At 70.3% G+C, this 20394-nt stretch carries 11 protein-coding genes; 8 read left to right on the top strand and 3 right to left on the bottom strand.

Going from position 1 to position 20394, the window contains the following annotated elements:
* Positions 1–135: 135 nt before the first annotated feature.
* The gene (gene rpsB / locus ACFO6Q_RS02175) at positions 136–1032 is read right to left on the bottom strand and encodes a 30S ribosomal protein S2 (RefSeq protein ID WP_380018855.1); all 897 of its coding nucleotides are present in this window, start codon (positions 1030–1032) and stop codon (positions 136–138) included.
* Between the two features lie 326 nt (positions 1033–1358).
* Here rpsB and map point away from each other — a divergent pair, with 326 nt between their 5' ends.
* Both map and glnD read left to right on the top strand, forming a co-directional pair.
* Positions 1359–2126, top strand: coding sequence for a type I methionyl aminopeptidase (gene map / locus ACFO6Q_RS02170; protein WP_380018854.1), 768 nt, complete (start codon positions 1359–1361; stop codon positions 2124–2126).
* A gap of 173 nt (positions 2127–2299) precedes the next feature.
* A complete protein-coding gene (gene glnD, locus ACFO6Q_RS02165; RefSeq protein WP_380018853.1) occupies positions 2300–4963 on the top strand; it encodes a [protein-PII] uridylyltransferase in 2664 nt (887 codons plus the stop codon).
* Positions 4964–4974: 11 nt separating this feature from the next.
* On the opposite strand, the gene ACFO6Q_RS02160 is transcribed toward glnD, so the two are convergent.
* Complete coding sequence (locus ACFO6Q_RS02160) at positions 4975–5616, bottom strand: GNAT family N-acetyltransferase (protein ID WP_380018852.1); 642 nt, start codon at positions 5614–5616, stop codon at positions 4975–4977.
* Between the two features lie 41 nt (positions 5617–5657).
* On the opposite strand from ACFO6Q_RS02160, the gene dapD reads away from it, so the two are divergent.
* The 5 genes from dapD to ACFO6Q_RS02135 all read left to right on the top strand — a co-directional run bounded on the left by dapD (position 5658) and on the right by ACFO6Q_RS02135 (position 13664).
* Positions 5658–6617, top strand: coding sequence for a 2,3,4,5-tetrahydropyridine-2,6-dicarboxylate N-succinyltransferase (gene dapD, locus ACFO6Q_RS02155; protein WP_417323380.1), 960 nt, complete (start codon positions 5658–5660; stop codon positions 6615–6617).
* A 170-nt stretch (positions 6618–6787) separates the two neighbouring features.
* On the top strand, positions 6788–7147 hold the full coding sequence (locus tag ACFO6Q_RS02150; RefSeq protein ID WP_380018850.1) for a Spx/MgsR family RNA polymerase-binding regulatory protein: 360 nt from the start codon (positions 6788–6790) through the stop codon (positions 7145–7147).
* A 180-nt stretch (positions 7148–7327) separates the two neighbouring features.
* Positions 7328–8461, top strand: a complete 1134-nt coding sequence (dapE, locus tag ACFO6Q_RS02145; protein WP_380018849.1) for a succinyl-diaminopimelate desuccinylase — start codon at positions 7328–7330, stop codon at positions 8459–8461.
* 169 nt (positions 8462–8630) lie between these two features.
* A complete protein-coding gene (locus ACFO6Q_RS02140; RefSeq protein WP_380018848.1) occupies positions 8631–10580 on the top strand; it encodes a hypothetical protein in 1950 nt (649 codons plus the stop codon).
* A 234-nt stretch (positions 10581–10814) separates the two neighbouring features.
* Positions 10815–13664 carry a BACON domain-containing protein gene (locus ACFO6Q_RS02135; protein ID WP_380018847.1) on the top strand — a complete coding sequence of 950 codons (2850 nt, stop codon included), beginning with the start codon at positions 10815–10817 and terminating at the stop codon, positions 13662–13664.
* 90 nt (positions 13665–13754) lie between these two features.
* Here the strand turns inward: ACFO6Q_RS02135 and ACFO6Q_RS02130 are convergent, their stop codons facing one another.
* Positions 13755–16124, bottom strand: a complete 2370-nt coding sequence (locus ACFO6Q_RS02130; RefSeq protein WP_380018846.1) for a penicillin acylase family protein — start codon at positions 16122–16124, stop codon at positions 13755–13757.
* Between the two features lie 476 nt (positions 16125–16600).
* Between ACFO6Q_RS02130 and ACFO6Q_RS02125 the strand changes: the two genes are divergently transcribed.
* Positions 16601–20394 (top strand): beta strand repeat-containing protein (locus tag ACFO6Q_RS02125; protein WP_380018844.1); only part of this gene is annotated, 3794 nt, incomplete at its 3' end.

Raw genomic sequence — 20394 nt, 5'->3', positions numbered from 1 at the left:
GAATCGGGTCGAAGCGACGGACGTCCCTCGCGGGGACGCGACGTCCGGATGGGTCCGGCGTCCTCGCGGGCAGGGCGGTCCCGCCCGCGGAAAGGCCGTCTGCCGGGCCGCGATCATGCGGCCCGCAGATGACGATTACTCGGCGGCCGGCGACTCGGAGTCGGCCTTCGGGCCGCGTTCGCGCGGCGCCGGACCACGGCGGTTGGACGGCGGGCGACGGTCGCCGCCCGGCTTGCGCGGGCCCGGCTTGCGGCGGTCGTCGCGCTCGCGCGCTTCCTTCTTGGTGACCGGGTTGCCTTCGGCGTCGAGCTCGACGAAGTCGTCCTTCTCGCTGGCGACGATCGCCGGCGCGGCGGCCTTGCCTTCGAGCACCGCATCGGCGGCCGCGGAGGCGTACAGCTGCACGGCGCGGATGGCGTCGTCGTTGCCCGGGATGGCGTAGTCGACCAGGGCCGGATCGTAGTTCGTGTCGACCACGGCGATGACCGGGATGCCGAGCTTCTTGGCTTCCTTGACCGCGATGTCCTCGTGGCCGATGTCGATCACGAACAGCGCGTCGGGCAGGCGGTTCATGTCCTTGATGCCGCCGAGCGACTTCTCGAGCTTTTCCTTCTCGCGGATCAGGCCGAGCACTTCGTGCTTGACCAGGCGCTCGAAGCGGCCGTCGGTCGACATCGCCTCGATTTCCTTCAGGCGCGCGACCGAGCCCTTGACGGTGCGGAAGTTGGTCAGCATGCCGCCGAGCCAGCGCTGGCTGATGTAGGGCATGCCGCAGCGCGCCGCTTCTTCCTTGATCGCCTCGCGCGCGGAGCGCTTGGTGCCGACGAACAGGATCGTGCCGCGCTTCTGCGCCAGGCCCGAGATGAAGTTCATCGCGTCGGTGAACAGCGGCAGCGTCTTTTCGAGATTGATGATGTGGATCTTGCCGCGCGCGCCGAAGATGTACGGCGCCATGCGGGGATTCCAGTAGCGGGTCTGATGACCGAAATGCACGCCGGCTTCGAGCATCTGGCGCATGGTGACTTGAGGCATTGCAGGTATTCCTTCATGAAAGGGAGTTGCGGCAGGTCCTTCCATGAAAAGCCCGCACAGGGATGTGCGTGCTCTGGCGAGGGACTTGCTTACAACTCCGGGGTTGGGACCTCCACGTATCCTCCGCGTGCGACCCCCGAAGGGGCACCCCGAACGCGGTGACGATACGTGTGCGGATTCGGTCTGATGACCGTAGCGACCTTGCGGATTGCCCGCGCGGCCGCATCTTGCGTTCCGCGTCAACGACTTACGAAAGTCGGGGCGCGGAACCGTAAGATTGTAGCTTGTGCGGCGCGCCCGCGCCACAACCCAGCTTCAGAGGAACCATGGCAGTCACCGTCAAGACCCCGGACCAGATCGAGAAGATGCGCGTCGCCGGCCGCCTGGCCGCCGAGGTGCTGGAAATGCTGGTCCCCCACGTCAAGCCCGGCGTGAGCACCGAGCAGCTCGACCGCCTCGCCTACGAACACATCGTCGAGGTGCAGAAGGCGATCCCGGCCAACGTCGGCTACAAGGGCTTTCCGAAGACGCTGTGCACGTCGGTCAACCACGTCATCTGCCACGGCATCCCGAACCCCGGCAAGGTCCTCAAGGACGGCGACATCGTCAACATCGACGTCACCGTGATCAAGGACGGCTGGCACGGCGACACCAGCCGCATGTACTTCGTCGGCGCGCCGTCGGTGCTGGCCAGGCGCCTGGTCGACACCACCCGCGAGGCGATGCTGATCGGCATCGCGCAGGTGCGCCCTGGCGCCACGCTCGGCGACATCGGCCACGCGATCCAGAAGCACGCCGAGGCGCAGGGCTTCTCGATCGTGCGCGAATACTGCGGCCACGGCATCGGCCAGATCTACCACGAGGATCCGCAGGTTCTGCACTACGGCCACGCCGGCGCCGGCCTCAAGCTGCAGAAGGGCATGACGTTCACGGTCGAGCCGATGGTCAACGCCGGCAAGCCGCAGACGCGTCTGCTGCCGGACGGCTGGACGGTGGTGACCAAGGACCACTCGCTGTCGGCGCAGTGGGAGCACACCATCGCCGTCACCGACGACGGCTACGAGATCCTGACGCCCTGGCCGAGCGCGGCCTGATTCCGCCGAGTGGCGTCGTTGGAAGCAGATCTTTCGCACAGGCGCAGGGAACGCGGAGGAAAAGCTTTTCTCCCTCTGCGACCTCTGCGCCTCTGCGAGAAACGCTTCCTTGAAGTCCCCGCATCCACTCGACCTGCATCCACTCGACAAGCAGGACCGCTAGAGTAGGGGGCATGCCCTCCCATCCCTCCCACGTCCTGCCGCCGCTGCCGCGCCTGCCGCCGGCGATGCCGCGCAGCGGCGTGTCGGCCCAGGCGCGGCTGGCGCTGCGCCAGGTGCTCGGCGACGTCGATCGCAGCCTCGCGCTGGCGTTCCGCAGCGGAGCGGACGCGCGCGACCTGGTGCGCGCACGAGCGAACGCGATCGGCAGCGTCGTCGCCCACGTCTGGCAGGCCTGCCTGGGCGAGGCGGCCGATTGCGCGCTGTTCGCCGTCGGCGGCTTCGGCCGCGGCGTGCTGTTTCCGCAGTCCGACGTCGACCTGCTCGTGCTGGTGCAGCCGCAAGCGGCGTCGCGCCAGGCGCGCGCGCTGGAAGCCTTCTTCACCTGCCTGTGGGATCTGGGCCTCAAGCCCGGCCACGCGGTGCGCACGCCGGCGCAGTGCCGTGAGCTGGCCGCCGGCGACGTCAGCGTGTTCACCGCCCTGCTCGACGCGCGGCTGCTCGCCGGTGACGCCGCGCAGGCCGCCGAACTCGCCGCCATCGTCGACGACCCGGCCCTGTGGCCGCCGGCCGAGTTCTTCGCCGCCAAGCGCGCCGAGCAGAGGGCGCGGCACGCGCGCTACGACGACACCGCCTACAACCTCGAGCCGAACCTGAAGGACGGGCCCGGCGGCCTGCGCACGCTGGACCTGATGCGCTGGCTCGGCCGCCGCATCGCCGCGGCGCCCGACTTCGCCGCGATGGTCGAGCACGGCCTGCTCGACGCCACCGAACGCGCCGCGCTGGAACGCTCCGAAGCGACGCTGTGGCGTTACCGCTTCGCCCTGCACCTGGCCGCCGGGCGCCCCGAGGAGCGCCTGCTGTTCGATCACCAGCGCCGGCTCGCCGCCGACCTGGGCTATGCCGACGAGCACGAGAAGAATCTCGCCGTCGAGCAGTTCATGCAGCGCTACTACCGCGCGGCGACGATCGCCGAGCGGCTGTGCGTGCAGTTCAAGGAGCGTTGCGCGGAGCTGCTCGAGCCCGCCACCGGCGAGCCGCAGACGCTGGACGAATGGTTCGTCGCGCTCGGCGGGCGGCTGGAACCGCGCGACGCCGGCCTGTTCCTGCGCCGCCCGCGCGCGATGGTCGACGCGTTCGCCGTGCTGCTCGACCACCCCGGGCTGCGCGGCCTGTCGGCGCAGACGATGCGCCTGCTGCAGCAGGCGCTGGCACGGCATCGAGGCGGCTTCGCCGAGGATCGCAACGTGCTCGCGGCCTTTCTCGCGCTGCTGCGCCGCGGCGCGCCGGCGGTCGAGGCGCTGGCCGGAATGAACCGCCACGGCGTGCTCGCGGCGATCCTGCCGATGTTCCGCCGCGTCGTCGGCCGCATGCAGTACGACCTGTTCCACGTCTACACCGTCGACGAGCACACCCTGCGCGTGCTGCGCAACGTCGCGCGCTACGCCGATCCGGCCGCGCGCGAGGAACTGCCGCTCGCGTGCCGCACGTTCGAGGCACTGGACAAGCCCGAGCTGCTGCTGCTCGCCGCGCTGTTCCACGACATCGCCAAGGGTCGCGGCGGCGACCACTCGGTGCTCGGCGAGCAGGACGCGCGTGCGTTCGGCACGCGCCTGGAGCTGCCGCGCGCCGACGTCGAGCTGGTCGCCTGGCTGGTGCGCTGGCATCTGCTGATGAGCGTGACCGCGCAGCGGCAGGACATCACCGATCCGGAAGTCGTGCATCGCTTCGCCAGCCAGGTCGAGGACACCGAGCGGCTCGATCACCTGTACCTGCTGACGATCGCCGACATCGCCGGCACCAATCCCAAGCTGTGGAACGAGTGGAAGGCGCGCCTGCTCGCCGACCTGTACGTCGCCGCCCGCTACGCGCTGCGCGCCGGGCTGGACAGCCCGCCGCACGCTGAGGTGCGCGCCCAGGCGTGCCGCGCGCGCGCGGTCGAGCTGCTGGCCGAGGGCGGCGTCGAGGCGGATCGCGCCGCAGCCCTCTTGGCCGACTTCCCGGAGGCGAGCTTCCTGCGCCATCGTCCCGAGCTCGTCGCCTGGCAGGCGCGCGCGATCGAACGCAGCGGCGGCGTCGATCCGGTGGTCGCCGTGCAGCCGCGCTCGGCGCGCGGCGGCAGCAGCGAGGTGTTCGTGCGCGCGCCCGATCGCGACGGCCTGTTCGCCGCGATCGCGGCCACGCTGGATCGCCTGGGCTTCGACGTGCTCGGCGCGCGCCTGCTCGCCTCCGGCCGTGGCCGGGTGTTCGACACCTTCGAGGTGCTCGACGCGGCGACGTCGGCGGCGCTGGATGCCGAACGCGCGCGCGAACTCGAAGCCGCGCTGGCGCGCGTGCTGTCCGGCGACCGCCTCGACGCGCGCGTCGCACGCCGCACCCTGCCGCGGCGCCTGCGCCATTTCCAGCGCGCGCCGCGGATCGAATTCGGCGCGGTCGGCGCGGCGACCCAGCTGGCCCTGGTGTGCAGCGACCGGCCCGGCCTGCTGGCGGAGGTCGCGCAGGCGCTGCGCGACGCACGCGTGCGCGTGCACGACGCGCGCATCGCGACGTTCGGCGAGCGCGTGGAGGACTTCTTCGTGCTGACCGACGAGGACGACCGCAGTCTCGACGGCGCGGTGCAATCGCGCCTGCGCGGTCTGCTGCTCGACCGCCTCGGCGAGGTCGAGGCGACCGGCTGAGCGCGTTCGCCTCAGGGCATCGGATCGGGGATGAGCGCCGTCGTCCACGGCGAGTGCAGCGTCCAGCCGAGGCTGGCGTACAGGGTCCGGCCCTCCGGCGTGGCCACCAGCACCGGCCGCGATGCCGCGGAGCGCCGCGCCGAACCCAGCGCCGCCATCACCGCGCGGCCGAGCCCGCGCCGGCGGTGCGCCGGCTCGGTCACGATGCGGTCGTAGGCGAACACGCCGGTGTACTCGACGGCGTAGCCGCTGGCGGCCAGCTCGCCGTGCGCGGTCAGGATGCGCGCCTGGGTCGTCGCCTGCATCGTGCGCAGTTCGAGCCGATATCCGTCCGGGCATGCCGCCGCGCCGGCGTGCGGCCGTTCGCAGGTCATCAGGAAGCCGGGTTCGGCAATCTCCCATCGGGCCGGCAGCAGCGAGGCCATTTCCTCGCGCGTGCCGGCGAGCTTCAGCGCGACGCGCGGTTCGCGGATCGATTGCGCGAGTTCGCGCAGGCCTTCGCCCGGGCACGCGAAGACGTAGCGCCGGTGCTCCTGCGGCATGGCCGTGTCGACGCGCAGTCCGCCGCGGTCGGGCACCGGCAGCGGCAGCCCGCGTCCGATCGAACGCGCGCCGACCCAGGCTTGGACGAGTGCGGGATCGACCTCGGACACGGGGCTGGCCTTGCGCAGGGCGAGCGCGGCATTTTCGCAGAATCGCGCGCCGCGGTGACCTTCGCGGCGCGCGGCAACGGCATCGCGTTCGGTACACTTCCGCTTCGCCGCGGCGGCGGATTCCGTCGCCGCCGGACGGCTCGCGCGAACCTCGCGCGGCCCCCCATACGAGGAATGCAATGCCATCGCATCAAGCCCTGATCGACGACGCCTGGGAGCGCCGCGCCGCGCTCGCCGAAGACGAAATCGCCGAGCGCCTGCGCCCGGCCATCGACGAGACGCTCGATGCGCTCGAAGCCGGCACGGCGCGCGTCGCCGAGCCGGACGGCAGCGGCGGCTGGCGCGTGCACCAGTGGCTGAAGAAGGCGGTGCTGCTGTACTTCCGCATCAACGCGAACCGCATCATGGACGGCGGTCCGATGGCCGCCTTCGACAAGGTGCCGCTGCGCTTTTCCGGCGCCGACGAGGCGGCGTTCCGCGACGCCGGTGCGCGCGTCGTGCCGGGCGCGCTGGTGCGCCGCGGCGCGCACGTGGCCAGGGACGCGGTGCTGATGCCCAGCTACGTCAACATCGGCGCGCACGTCGGCGCCGGCACGATGGTCGACACCTGGGCCACGGTCGGCTCGTGCGCGCAGATCGGCGCCAACGTGCACCTGTCCGGCGGCGTCGGCATCGGCGGCGTGCTCGAGCCGCTGCAGGCCAATCCGACCATCATCGAGGACGACTGCTTCATCGGCGCGCGTTCGGAAGTCGTCGAAGGCGTCGTGGTCGAGAAGGGCAGCGTGATCGGCATGGGCGTGTTCCTCGGCCAGTCGACCAAGATCTACGACCGCGCCAGCGGCGAGGTCAGCTACGGTCGCGTGCCGGCCGGCAGCGTCGTCGTCGCCGGTTCGCTGCCGGCGGCGGACGGCAGCCACAGCCTGTATGCCGCAGTCATCGTCAAGCGCGTGGATGCGAAGACGCGCGCGAAGACGGCGATCAACGAGCTGCTGCGGGCGTGAAAGGGATCGGCAGGATGTGGATCGGGACGAATGAACACGGATGAGGATCTTTGATCCGTTTTTCTGCGCTCCGGTCCGCGCCTGGCTTTGCGCTTCTTTCGCTTCCCATCGCTCGCGCCGGCGGCACGTAACCTACAATCCCGCGCCATCCTTCACGCAAGCAATCGACCATGACCACGACGATCTACGGCCTGGAGAAATGCGACACCTGCAAGAAGGCGCGCAACTGGCTCGACCGCAAGAAGGTCGCCTACGAGTTCGTCGACTACCGCGAACAGCGCATTCCGGCCGAGTCCCTGAAGCAATGGGCGAAGCAGGTCGGCGGCTGGGAGAAGTTCGTCAATCGCGCCTCGACGACCTGGCGCAGCCTGCCCGACGCGCGCAAGTCGCCCGGCAGCGACGCCGAATGGACCTTGCTGATCAAGGAGCACCCCGCGCTGGTGCGACGGCCGCTGGCGGTGTTCGACGACGGCCGAGTGATGCAGGGATTCACCGACAAGTTGTACGCGCAGGCGTTCGAGGCGAAGTAGCCGTCGAGGCGAGGTGGTATCGCGTGGGTTTGTGCGCCGTCATTCCCGCGAAAGCCGGAATTCATCAGGCTCTGGCGCTTGCAAAGCGAAAATGGATTCCCGCTTTCGCGGGAATGACGGCGATGTAGTCTTCTCCGAATCCCGAATCCCGAATCCCGAATCCCGAATCCCGGCTCTTCCATGTCCGCCGTCCTCGAACTCACCTGCGACCTGATCCGCCGCCCTTCGGTCACGCCGGCCGATGCCGGCTGCCAGGACCTGATCGCCGAGATTCTCGCGCGCGCCGGCTTCTCGATCGAGCGCCTGCGCCACGGCGAGGTCGAGAACCTGTGGGCGACGCACGGCGGCGACGGACCGGTGCTGGCCTTCCTCGGCCACACCGACGTGGTGCCGAGCGGGCCGGTCGAGGCCTGGACGAGCGCGCCGTTCGAGCCGGCGGTGCGCGACGGCCGGCTGTACGGGCGCGGCGCGGCGGACATGAAATCCGGCGTCGCCGCGATGGTCGTCGCGCTGGAGGAGTTCGTGCGCGCGCATCCGCGCCATCCGGGCCGCGTCGCGCTGCTGCTCACCTCCGACGAGGAGGGCATCGCGGTCGACGGCGTGCGTCGCGTCGCCGCCGACTTCCGCGCGCGCGGCGAGCGCCTGGATGCCTGCGTGGTCGGCGAGCCGTCTTCGCGCCGGCACCTGGGCGACCTCGTGCGCGTCGGCCGCCGCGGTTCGCTGACCGGCCGCCTGCGCGTGCGCGGCGTGCAGGGACACGTGGCGTATCCGGAGAAGGCCGACAACCCGATCCACCGGCTCGCGCCGGCGCTGGCCGAACTGGCCGCCGAGCGCTGGGACGAGGGCGACGAATCGTTCCCGCCGACCTCGTTCCAGATCTCCAATCTCAACGCCGGCACCGGCGCCGACAACGTGATCCCGGGCGAGCTGCGTGCGGTGTTCAACTTCCGCTACGGTACGGCCAGCACGGCCGAAGGCCTGCGCGAGCGCGTGGAGGCGACCCTGCATCACCATCGCGTCGCGTTCGACCTGGACTGGTGGCTGTCGGGCGAGCCGTTCCTGACGCGCGGCGGCGCGCTGCGCGACGCGACCATCGCCTCGATCCGCGCGCTGTGCGGGGTCGAGCCCGAGCTGAGCACCGGCGGCGGTACCTCGGACGGACGCTTCATCGCGCCGCTCGGCGCCGAGGTGGTCGAGGTCGGGCCGTGCAACGCGAGCATCCACAAGATCGACGAGCACGTCGCGCTGGACGAACTCGAGCGGCTGCCGGCGCTGTACCGCGCGATCGCCGAGCGCTATCTGGGTCTGGCCTAGGCGGAAAGCGCGTGCTTTTCGCCGCGCTGCGCGGCCGCAGCGTGACGCCGTCGAGCCTTTGGGCCTACACTCGGGATCGGCGTTGCGGAGTCGGGTCTTATCGGGGGGCTCGTGTTTCGACAGGCTCGCACCGGACGACGTCATTCCCGCCACGGATTCCGTTGCCTTCATGCGCTCGCCCCATACGCCAGCCCTGCTCCGCCTCCTGTTCGTCCTGTCCATTGTCCTGATTTCGCCGTCCGCCGGAGCCACCGGTGCCGACTGGGCGCACATCGCGTCGCTGATGGCGCCGGCCGGCGGCGCGACCGACTTCACGCCGCACGGCACCCAGCCCGGTCTGACCTACCTGCTGTGGAAGTCCGACGACTGCTCCGGATGCCACGGCCCCGGCGGCCCGGCCACGTCGCGCGAGTTCCGGCCGTATCCGACCTGGTCCGGCTCGATGATGGCCAATGCCACGCGCGACCCGCTGTTCTGGGCTGCGCTGGACATCGCCAACAACGACGTGCCGGGCGTGGGTGACTACTGCCTGCGCTGCCACACCTCCGAAGGCTGGTATGGCGGCCGCGTGGTCAAGCAGGGCTCGGGCCTGCCCGACAACGACGTGACCAAGGGCGCCGCCGGATGCCTGCTGCAGGGCAGCTACGACGCGCCGGACGCGTACGGCGACTTCAGCGGCCTAGGCTGCCATTTCTGCCATCGCCAGCTGCCGCAGGGGCCGGGCGGCGAGGCACTGCCGGGCAACGGCGCGACCTGGCTGGACGACCAGCCGTGCCCCGGCGGCACCGAGCCGTGCCGGCGCGGGCCGTACACCTACGCGCCCGACGGCAGCAGTCCGCCGCACGAGTGGGCGCAGTCGCCGTTCCACGCCGACAGCGCGATGTGCGGGCAGTGCCACGACGTGACCACGCCCGACACCGCCGCCGGTCCGCTGAAGACGCTCAAGCTCGCCGACGGCACCGATACCGGCGTGCCGTTCCCGATCGAGCGCACCTTCAGCGAGTGGCAGCGCAGTTCGTATTCGGCGCCTTCCGGCAAGACCTGCCAGGGCTGCCACATGCCCGACAGCGAGGATCCCGACGCCAGCGCCTGCACGCTCGGCGGCTTCCCCAGCCGCACCGGCAACCTGCCCACGCACGAGTTCGCCGGCGGCAACGCCTGGGTGCCGGGCATCATCAAGGGCGAGTTCAGCGACACGTCGACGATCCCCGATTCCTGGCAGGGCATCGGGCGCGAGGCCTCGTTCGACCAGACGATCGCCTTCGCGCGGGCGATGCTCGCCTCGGCCGCCGCGGTGGAGACCACCATCGGCGCCTATACCGCGCCCGGCGCCGGCGCGGCCGGCACGATCGCGCTGAACGTCAAGGTCACCAACCTCAGCGGCCACAAGCTGCCGACCGGCTATGGCGAAGGCCGGCGCATGTGGCTGAACGTGCAGCTGCGCGACGCGGCCGGCGCCCTGGTGGCCGAGAGCGCGGCCTACGACGCGGCCGGCGGCGTGCTGACGGCCGATTCGCAGGCGCGCGTGTACGAAGTGCTGCAGGGCATCTGGGACCACAACGGCAGCGGCGCCTGCGACGTCGTCGACGGCAGCGGCAAGGAGATGTTCCACTTCGTGCTGAACGACTGCGTGGCGAAGGACAACCGCATTCCGCCGCTCGGCTTCAAGCCGGCCACCGCGGCCGATCCGAACGGCTACGAGGTGCGGCCGGTGCCGTCCGGCGCCTACCCGGAAACCGCGCCCGGTTCCGGCGAGCTGGTCAACTACGACAGCGCCGCGTACACGTTCGCGATTCCGGCCGGGCGCGTCGGCCCGTTCACCGCGACGGCGCGCCTGTACTACCAGACGGCGAGCAAGGAGTACGTCGAGTTTCTGCGCGACGAGGCCGCCGCCAACGACTTCCCCGGCGAGAACGATCTGTGCAGCGGCGAATCGAACCGGCCGTTCGTGGTCGGGCCGAAGGAGCGCACGCGCGGCCAGTACGTGTTCGACCTGTGGAACGAGCCGACGGCGGAGGAACGGATCTTCGCCGACGGCTTCGACGGCGTGAGCGCTGCCGGCGGCTACGGCAAGTCTCCGCCGGAGCTGATGCAGCTTGGCGCGGCGACGACGCCGTAGCGTCGCCGGCGTGACGCGGGCCGCGCACCTTGTGCGCCGCGCAAACGCCGGGGCGGGCGAAGTGTTATGTTTTACAGGTTATGTCGACGCTCAATGGCCCACGCCGGCGGCGCGATTCGAGCAGGCGCCGAGGGTGCTTTCGGCGGATGAGGGAACGGGTCCGGTCGGAATCGCCGGAACGGGCTTGCCAGGATCGGTACCCATTTGAACGTTGATCTGTCGGGGTAGCCATCAATGAAATTTCGTGTACTCGTTTCGGCGCTCGCGCTCGGCTTCGCGTGCGCCGGTGTGCGGGCAGATTCCTCCTCCGTTGCGACGCCGGCGCCGGATGAAGCGCCGACGCAGACTTCCGCTCCGGGACTGTGGGCCGCGTGGGGCGGCACGGTCGAGGTGCGCTGGAACCGCGATCTCGCCGGCGATCTGGGTCTGCACGTTTCCGCGCCGAACTCGGCGCTGCCCGGATTGAGCTGGCGCGGACGCGACCGCTTCGAGCTGCATCGCGGCGGCAGCCTGGAGTTCCACGTCGAGCACGGCTACTTCCGCGGCTTCGACGCCGGCTCGCTGACCGCCAGGGGCGGCTACTCGATCGAGTTGTCGAACGGCGAACGCATCGACCTGAGCAATTTCCGCCTGCGCCGCAGTCCCGACGACGCGCTGATCCTCGACTTCGTCGGCAGTGACGGCGTCGCCTGGTTCTACATCGATCGCCTGATGTACGAACTGGTCGACGACAACCGCGTGCTGTCGGTCGGCGCGATGGACATGCGCATCAGCAAGGCGCTGGCCGAACGCATCGGCCGGCCCGACGTCGCCGGCTGGCCGATCGCCGACCTGGCGCTGACCACGCAGGTGCAGCTGTCGGGCACCGGCGCCGTACCGCTGGGCAGCTCGCCGCACTGGCACGGCGATCCCGCACCGAACGGCGGCACCTACCTGGCCGACCTGTTCATGCAGAACTTCCAGATGTCCTACACGCGCTGCCAGGGGTGCACCGGTCCGTCCGGCACCGGCCGCGTCGTGTTCACGCCCAGTTCGACGCTGAAGAACAACGTCAACGCCGGCACGGCGCAGACGACGATTCCGGGGCAGGGAGCGCTCGGCACCAGCACGGCGCTGTGGACCGCCGGCATTCCGTGGAACCAGAAGTTCAGCGGCAACTTTCCGCCGTACGGCAACGACCAGCATCCGTACCTGATCTGGAACCTGTACCGCACCGACGCCGAAGGCCGCCTCGAGCAGATCGGCCGCTCCGGCGTGAAGCACGCGTGGCTGACGACCAATGGCAACTGCCTGGATCCGAGCGACCACGATTCGCACATCCTCGGCCGCGGCTGCACCGACACCTACGGCACCGGCAACAACGACACCAGCTCCGACCTCGGCCCGCGCTCGGAGATCGTGCCGGCCACCGGCGTGTGGGGACGCTGCGGCTCGATCTACGATCCCGACTGCAACGGCTCGCAGAACAGCGGCGGCAACGGCGACTACGACCAGCGCCTGATCGTGCGCGAGCAGCAGATCAGCCCGAGCCTCAACACCGGCGCGACCTATCTGTTCGAGTCGTGGTACCTCGCGCGCGAGGACATCAACATCTACAACTCGATGGCGAGCGTCACCGGCGCGCCGAACTGGAGCGGCAGCCAGTGGTCGCCGGGCGGCGGCTCCGGCTACAAGCTCGGCCCGGCAGTCGACCGCTGGGTCGATCCGGCCAATCCGGGCGCGAACGCGCGCAGTTCGGAACTGATCAACACCGATGGCCACGCCAAGCTCGCGGTCAAGGTCAAGGACCTGGGCAACGGCAGCTGGCGCTACGACTACGTCGTCATGAACCTGGACTACGCGCGCGCGGTCACCGAGGGCAGCGCGCCGAACGTGCGCGTGGTCAGCAACAAGGGCTTCGACCGCTTCACCGTGCCGCTGCCCGAGGACGCCGTCGTCAGCGCGACCTGGTTCAGCGACGGCGACGTCGACGCGGCCAACGACTGGACCGTGAGCACCAGCGGCAACCAGGCGGTGTGGAGCGCGCCGGCGAGCGGCAACACGCTCGACTGGGGCACGCTGTTCTCGTTCTCGCTGACGGTGAACAAGCCGCCGGTCGACTCGCAGGGCGACCTGCACGTCGCGCAGGCCGGCTCGCCGGCCAGCTACGCGCTGCCGACGCTCGGCCCGTCCGACGCCGCCATCCCCGATCCGTCGGCCACGGTGTCGCCGGCCTCGCTCGACTTCACCGTGACCGCCGGCGACAGCGCCGACGACACCCTGACCATCGGCAACGACGGTGCCGTCGGCAGCACGCTGAACTACTCGATCGCGGAAGCGCCGACGAGCTGCGGCAGCGCGTCGGACGTCGCCTGGCTGAGCGTGGCGCCGGTGTCGGGTTCGGTGGCCAGCGGCGGCTCCTCGTCGGTCACGGTGACCGCGAATGCCGGTGCGCTCGCCGCGGGTACCTATTCGGCCAAGCTCTGCGTCGCCACCAACGATCCGGCGCAGGCCAGCGTCGAGGTGTCGGTTTCGCTGGTCGTCGACGCACCGGCCACCTACACCGTGGGCGGCACCGTCAGCGGCCTCGGCGGCAGCGGTCTGGTGCTCAAGCTCAACGGCGGCAACGACCTGCCGGTCGCGGCGAACGGCGCATTCACGTTCCCGGCCGGGCTGACCAGCGGCACGGCGTACACGGTCACCGTCGGCACGCAGCCCTCGGCGCAGACCTGCACTGTCGCCAACGGCAGCGGCACGATCGCCGGTTCGAACGTGACCAACGTCAGCGTGACCTGCGCTGCCGACACCTACACGCTCGGCGGCAGCGCCAGCGGTCTGCAGGGCGGCGGCCTGGTGCTGAAGAACGGATCGACCACCCTGGCGGTGGCGAGCGACGGCTCCTTCACGTTCCCTGGCACCCTGCCGGACGGCACTGCCTACAACGTGAGCGTCGACACGCAGCCGACGAGCCCGGCGCAGGTCTGCACCGTCGCCAACGGCAGCGGCACGATCCACGCCGACGTGACCAACGTCGCGGTCACCTGCACCACCGACACGGACACCATCTTCGAGAACGGCTTCGACGGTCCGCTCGACCGACGCTGAGCGGGAAAGCGATCGGCTCTGATCGATCGCTTTCCTTCCGGATCGCATGGATTTCGAGGCCTCCCGTCGGAGGCCTCTTTTTTTGCCCGCCTACGGCGAAAAGTGCAGGACGCGCTGCGCGGGACCGGGCAGGAACGGCGTCGGCCGGCCCGCGACCCAGTCGGCGTGACCGCTGCCGTAGTAGGGCGAGAGCGGATGGCCGCTCTGGCCACCCGGCATCATGAAGAAACCCTTCGCCTCCTGGCCCGGTGCAACGGCGAAGCGCTCGGACGCGCCGAAACCCGGCGCCTGCACGCGCGGCAGGTTGCTGTCGCCCGGCAGGGGTTCGTGCGGCATGTCGAGAAACCGCGCGAGGAAGGCCGGCAGACCGCGCGAGACCGGATGCGCGATGCGCGCCGTATTGCGTTCGCCCCAGCTGCGCGCGGCGATGCCGCCGGGCTGTGCGTCGAGCGCCTTGCCGGCGCGTTCGGCGCAGGCCAGCAGCAGCGCATCCCAGTCGGCCTGGCCCGGCGGCAGCAGATGCGCCGGGCGTTCGTCGACGAGCTTCCACACCGCGTATTCGCTCTGCGCGAGCTTGGGCAGGGTGAAATCGGGGAAGCGCCGGCGTACCGCCGCGGCGAAACCGTCGAGCACCGTGTCGACGACCTCGCCGCGCCACGCGCGCACCAGGCGATAGGCGACCGAATCGATCGAGGCGTGCCCGCTCCAGTCCTTCAGCGCCCGGCGCATCGCGTCGGTCAGGGCCGACGCCGGCGCGCGGTCGAGCTCGCGCTGCAGCAGGTCCTTCCAGTGCTCGAGGAACCGTGCGCGGTCGTCGAGCTGGATCGCCAGCAGGTCGTCCGGCGCGAAACGCCCGCGCGCGGCGAGCGCATCGCGGATCTGGCCCGCACGGGCGCCGAGGTCGTAGCCGCCGTCGCCGAGCACGGCCAGCCACGGCAGGTCCGTCACGCGCTGATTGGCCGTCCACAGGCGCTGCGACGACGGATCGGCGATGCGCGGGTAGTCGTGATCCGGCAGCCAGCCGTCCCAGCCGGTGCCCGGCTGCGACCAGTCCGCCGGTAGCGTGGCGTCGTACGCGCCGATGCGTCGCGGAATGCGTCCGGCGATCGTCCACGCGACGCGCCCGTCGCGATCGCCGACGACGAAGTTCTGCGGCGGCAGCCCGCTCTCGCGCGCGATCGCGGTCGCCTCGTCGACGTTGCTTGCCCGTTCGATCCGCTCCAGGTCGAGATTGAACGCGCCCGGCATCTGCGCCGTCCAGGCCAGCGCGAGCGGCGTCCCGTCGGTGTCTTCGGCGAGGATCGGCCCCCAGCGCGTTTCCTCCACGCGCAGCGTCTCGTCCGCGCCGCCGCGCACGCGCAGGGTCTCGGTCTTCTCGACCAGCGGTTCGGGCCCTTGCGCGGTGAGATAGCGTCGCGGATCGGCCGCATCGCGTTTCACGCGGACCCAGTCGGTGGTGTCGATGTAGCTGTTGGTGAAGCCCCAGGCGACGTGGCCGTTGCTGCCGACGATCATCGCCGGCGTACCCGGCAGGCTGGCGCCGGTGACGTCGACTTCACGGCCTTCGTCGGTGGAGTACACGAAGCGCGCACGGAACCACAGGCTCGGCACGCGCAGTTCCAGATGCATGTCGTTGGCGACCAGCGCCGCGCCGTCCGCGAGCGCGCCGCCGACCGCGAAGCTGTTGCTGCCGGGCAGGGCGGCGACGGCGGTGTCGGTCGGCTTCAGCAGCGCCGGATCGAGCGAGCGCAGATCGAGGTCGGCCGCCGCCGGCACGGGCGGCACCGGCAGCGCCGCGCCGGCCAGCGGCGCGTCCCACTCGCCGCCGCCGGCCATCAGGAGGCGGAACGCCGATTCGGGCAGCGCCGCGCGCATGCGCGCCTGCGCGAGTTCGCGCTTGTTCTCCGCGTCGTTCAGCGTGAACGCCATCGCCGCGACGACCAGCAGCGTGTCCTCACTGCGCCACGCGGCGGGCGTGTTGGACGTCAGCAGGTAGGCGAACGGCCGCACCGACAGCGCGCCGAGGCCGGCGTTGACGCCGTCGGCGTAGCGTTCGATCTCGTCGCGCTGCCATTCCGGCAGCGCCGCGACGGTCGCCTGCATGCGCGCGCGCATGCGATGGGCCCGCGCGAGACGGTCGGCCGGCAGGGCGACGGCGCCGAACATCTCCGCCAGCTCGCCGGCCGCGCGGCGGCGCAGCAGATCCATCTCGAAGTAGCGCTCCTGCGCGTGCACGAAACCGAGCGCCCAGACGAGGTCGCGGCGGCTCTTCGCGCGGAACGTCGCGGTGCCGAGCGCGTCGCGCTCGACGTCGACCGGCTGTGCCAGCGCGGACGAGGCGACCCGGCCGTCGTACTGCGGCAGGCTGCCGCGCAGCAGCAGCCAGGCGGCGAACACGATTGCCGCCGGAATCAGCAGCAGCGCGGCGAGGAATGAACGGAGGCGGTTCGGACGTGGCATCGGCGCGCCCTGCGTGGCGGGGCATGGTAGTCGATCGGCGGAGAATGCAGCGATGGCGCGCCGCGGCGACGCGCGTCCGGCGGCGGGAATGTTGCGGTGCGCAATCGATTTCCGGTCGGGGTGTATAAAAAAAAGTTGTTACAGTTCGCAGAACGGGCATATATTCGGGGGGCAGCCAGCGCGGGTTCAGGGTCGCGGTAAGCGTTGGCGGCAGCGAAATCGATGCGTACGGGACAGGGGCGACGACGTGCCAGGCAGGGCGCGGACGTTCGGCGCGTACGCGAACCTTGGGGAAGGCGATGAAGCGATACAGCACGGAACATCCCTGCAGCCGGCGTCAGCGCTGCTCATTCACTTTTTGACTTTTTGAACCAGATTTGTCGGACGCCGGTTGGTCGGCGCGCTCGGCAGTGCCTGGGCGGGCGTTTTGCGCCTGCCCGAAACGTTCCTTGGGGAGTATTGGCATGAGAAGCAGGTTGAAGACAGCGATAGCCCTGGCGGCGCTGGCGGGAGGGCTCGTCACGAGCGGCTCCGCTTTCGCCGCCTATTGCACGCGCACGTTCAATACGAACGAGCCGATCACGCACGTGAAGATCGACGGCATCGACAACACCACGCCGGCGGCGCTCGGCGGCGGTGCCGCGGCCTCGTATCAGGATTTCACGTCGATCACCGGTGCCTTGCGCCCGGGATCGAGCTACACGATCACCGTCGAAGGCAACTCGGACGGCAACTTCCAGAATGCCTACAGCGTCTTCATCGACTGGGATCGCAACGAGACCTTCGACGACGCGACCGAGCGCTACGACATCGGCGCGATCGTCAATTCCACCGGCGCCGACGGCAAGCAGGCCTCGCGCCTCGTCGCCGTGCCCGCCGCGGCGACCTCCGGTCCGACGCGCATGCGCGTGGTCAAGTACTTCAACTCCGCCACTCCGCCCGTGTATCCCGCCGCCTGCGGCGTGGACGCCTCCGGCTTCGGCCAGACCGAGGACTACACGGTCAACATCGACGCGAATGCGCCGATCGAGGTTCCGCTGAGCAAGGCGTTCAGCCCGAACAACGCGGAAATCAACACCAGCAGCACGCTGACCATCTCCCTCGGCAATCCGACCGCGGCGGCGCTGACGCTGACGGCGGCGTTGACCGACAACCTGCCGTCCGGCATGCAGGTCGCGGCGACTCCGAACCAGGCGACGACCTGTACGGGTACCGTCACGGCGACGGCCGGTGCCACGGCGGTGTCGCTGGCCAGCGGCGCGACGATTCCGCCGGGTGGCTGCACCGTCAGTGCGGACGTCACCGCCACGGCTCCGGGCATCTACACCAACACGCTGGCAGCCGGCGCCCTGCAGACGAGCGGCGGCAACAGCGGCGGCGCAGCGAGCGCGGTGTTCCAGGCGACGGCGCCCGGCTTCGTGACCTACAGCACCGGCTTCGAGCCGCCGACGTTCGCAGTCGGCAATCTCCTCACCCAGGGTGGCTGGGGACGTGGCGGCGGTCTGGCCGCCGACCTGACCATCTCCACGGCCAATCCGGCCGCCGGTGCGCAGCACCTGCGCGCGACCTGGACCGCGGCGGGATCGGGAACGGTTGCGGCGATTTCCTCGACCCAGCCGGTCGGCACCACGGCCTATTCGGTCGCCAGCGCCAAGCTGATGATCACGGTCGCCGGCGGCGGTACCGAGTTCGACTTCGCCCCGCAGGATCCGGCGGCGGGCTCGGTCGTCACGCGCGTGCGTTTCCTGCGTCCGACCGGCGGCGTCAACAAGATCCAGGTGCTCGATCCGAACGGCGGCGGCGCCGGCGTCATCGGCTACGTCGACACCGGCGCGACCTGGACGGCCGGCTCGTACTTCGACGTCAAGGTCATCACCGACCGCGCGGCGCAGACGTACGACGTCTGCCTCAACGGTACGTTGATCCACACCGGTGCGGCGTTCGCCAAGAACATCGCAAACCTGGCCATCATCGGCACCAAGGGCACCGGCACGCAGAACAATATCCTCGACGCCGATGAAGTCGTCATCGACAACACCAGCGTCGGCACCTGCGACGGCACGCCCGGTGCGATTGCGCCGACCGTGACGAATGCGTTCGTGCCGAACAGCGTGGCGGTGAACACCGACAGCACGGCGACGATCACGCTCAACAACGCGAACGCCTCGGCGATCGCGCTGACCTCGGATCTGTTCGTCTCGCTCGACGCCGGCCTGGTCACGGGCACGGCATCGACGACGTGCGGCAGCGGCGCGGCGACCTTCGTCGCCGGCGGTGTTGCGCTGGCTTCCGGCTCCACGATTCCGGCCAACGGTTCGTGCACGCTGACCGCGACCGTGCAGGCCGCGGGCGCCGGCACGTACAACAGCAACGTCGCCGCGGGCGCGCTGCAGACCGATGCGGGTGCCAACGCGGCGGCGGCTCCGGCCACGCTGACGGTGACCGGCGGCGGTGGCGGCGATCCGGTGGCGAGCGTGACGCCGACCTCGCTGACCTACGCGCTGGACACCAACACGACGTCGACGCAGAGCCTGGCCATCGCCAACACGGGCGGCGGTTCGCTGACGTGGTCCATCAACACGGCCGCGGCGCTGGGCGCCCCGCGCGGTGGCGCGCCGGCGCAGGTCGGCGGTGCGATCGGCTCGGCGCACTTCCAGTCGTACGGAAACTCGCAGGCCATGCAGGGTCCCGGCGGCAGCCACGCGTCCCTGCAGGACGTGCAGATGTCGCAGACGGCCGACACCGTGATCGCCGCGGCGAACTCGGTCGCGTGCCCCTCGGGTGAGAACCACCTCTATCGCCGCTTCTACTTCAGCGAGCACGCCGGCGCGACGGGCAACATCACCAGCGTCGACCTCGGCATGCAGGAGACCGGTGCCAACCAGACGATCACCGTCAACCTGTACACGATCGCGCACTCGACGGCCGTGGATACGATTCCGCTGGCCAACCTGACGCTGATCGGTACCGGCACCAAGGCGGTCACCGATGCGGACGAAGGCACGCTGATCAACGTGCCGGTGACGGCCAGCGTGGCCGACATGGCGGCCAACGACCTGGTGGTGGAAGTCGCCGCCACGACGGCTCCGTTCTACATCGGCGCGACCACGGGGGCGGAAACGCACCCGGGCTTCATCGCCGCGGCCGGTTGCGGCGTCGCCACGCCGACGCCGATCCATTCGCTGGGTCCGGACTTCGCCAACACCAACATCATCATGGTGGTGAACACCGGCGGCGCGGCGGGCGAGACCTGCGACAACCCGACCACGATTCCGTGGCTCAGCGCGACGCCGACCAGCGGCTCGACCGCCGGAGGCTCGTCGTCCAACGTCGACGTCACGGTCGACGCCAGCGGTCTGGCGCCGGGCAGCTACTCGGCCAAGCTGTGCGTGACCACCAACGATCCGGACAATGCGCTGATCCGCATTCCGGTCGGCGTGACGGTCAATCCCACCGGCGGCCAGAACGGCATCATCGCGTCCGGTCCGCTGAGCCATCTGATCGCCGCGACCACCGCCGGTACCTCGCTGAACATCGTCACCAGTGCGCTGGACGATGCCGGCCCGGTTTCGGGTGACTGGGACTTCAACTTCTGGTCGAGCAGCAGCAACCTGACGCTGTGGAAGATCAACAGCGCCAACGGCGGCCAGTACGCGATCGACGGCAGCGGCAAGGCGATGGTGTTCCACTCGGGCGACACGGTCGGGTCGAGCAACACGTTCTCGACCGGCACCAGCGGCAGCGTCAACATGGCGGCCGACTGGCTGGCCGGAACCGACGGCTACCTCGGCGTGAAGTTCAACTGCAACGGTCGCCTGACGTTCCCGGTTTCCGGCGTCTGCTACGGCTACGTGCATCTGCAGACCACCGGCACGACCGGCTTCCCGGCGACGATCCTCGACACCGCGTTCGACGGTGACGGCAATGCCATCACGATCACCGGCGGAACGCCGCTGAACGATCCTGCGGCGACGGTGACCCCGACGTCGCTGAGCTTCACGGTGGCGTCGAACGCGACGGCGACGGAGCAGGTGAACATCGCCAACGCGGCGGGCAGCAGTGCGCTGACGTACTCGATCGAGGCACGCGAGGCGGCGAAGGCGGTGCTGTATCCGCACACCAGCCGCATCGACCGCAACCGCCTGAGCAAGGCGGGCGCATCGAACCCGGATCGTGAGGCGAAGCTGGCGGAGCTGAAGGCACACAAGCCGAGCACCCTGGCCGTGGGCGGCCGCCGCGGCGGCAGCACGACGCCGTGGGCACCGCAGGG

The organism is Dokdonella ginsengisoli (genome assembly GCF_042652785.1).
GTDB lineage: Bacteria > Pseudomonadota > Gammaproteobacteria > Xanthomonadales > Rhodanobacteraceae > Dokdonella_A > Dokdonella_A ginsengisoli.
This window is presented reverse-complemented; position numbering and strand designations above follow the sequence as displayed.

Excerpts from the sequence above, each read along its gene's own strand:
- rpsB (WP_380018855.1), bottom strand. The coding sequence starts at position 1,032 with ATGCCTCAAGTCACCATGCGCCAGATGCTCGAAGCCGGCGTGCATTTC.
- map (WP_380018854.1), top strand. The coding sequence starts at position 1,359 with ATGGCAGTCACCGTCAAGACCCCGGACCAGATCGAGAAGATGCGCGTC.
- glnD (WP_380018853.1), top strand. The coding sequence starts at position 2,300 with ATGCCCTCCCATCCCTCCCACGTCCTGCCGCCGCTGCCGCGCCTGCCG.
- ACFO6Q_RS02150 (WP_380018850.1), top strand. The coding sequence starts at position 6,788 with ATGACCACGACGATCTACGGCCTGGAGAAATGCGACACCTGCAAGAAG.
- dapE (WP_380018849.1), top strand. The coding sequence starts at position 7,328 with ATGTCCGCCGTCCTCGAACTCACCTGCGACCTGATCCGCCGCCCTTCG.
- ACFO6Q_RS02140 (WP_380018848.1), top strand. The coding sequence starts at position 8,631 with ATGCGCTCGCCCCATACGCCAGCCCTGCTCCGCCTCCTGTTCGTCCTG.
- ACFO6Q_RS02135 (WP_380018847.1), top strand. The coding sequence starts at position 10,815 with ATGAAATTTCGTGTACTCGTTTCGGCGCTCGCGCTCGGCTTCGCGTGC.
- ACFO6Q_RS02130 (WP_380018846.1), bottom strand. The coding sequence starts at position 16,124 with ATGCCACGTCCGAACCGCCTCCGTTCATTCCTCGCCGCGCTGCTGCTG.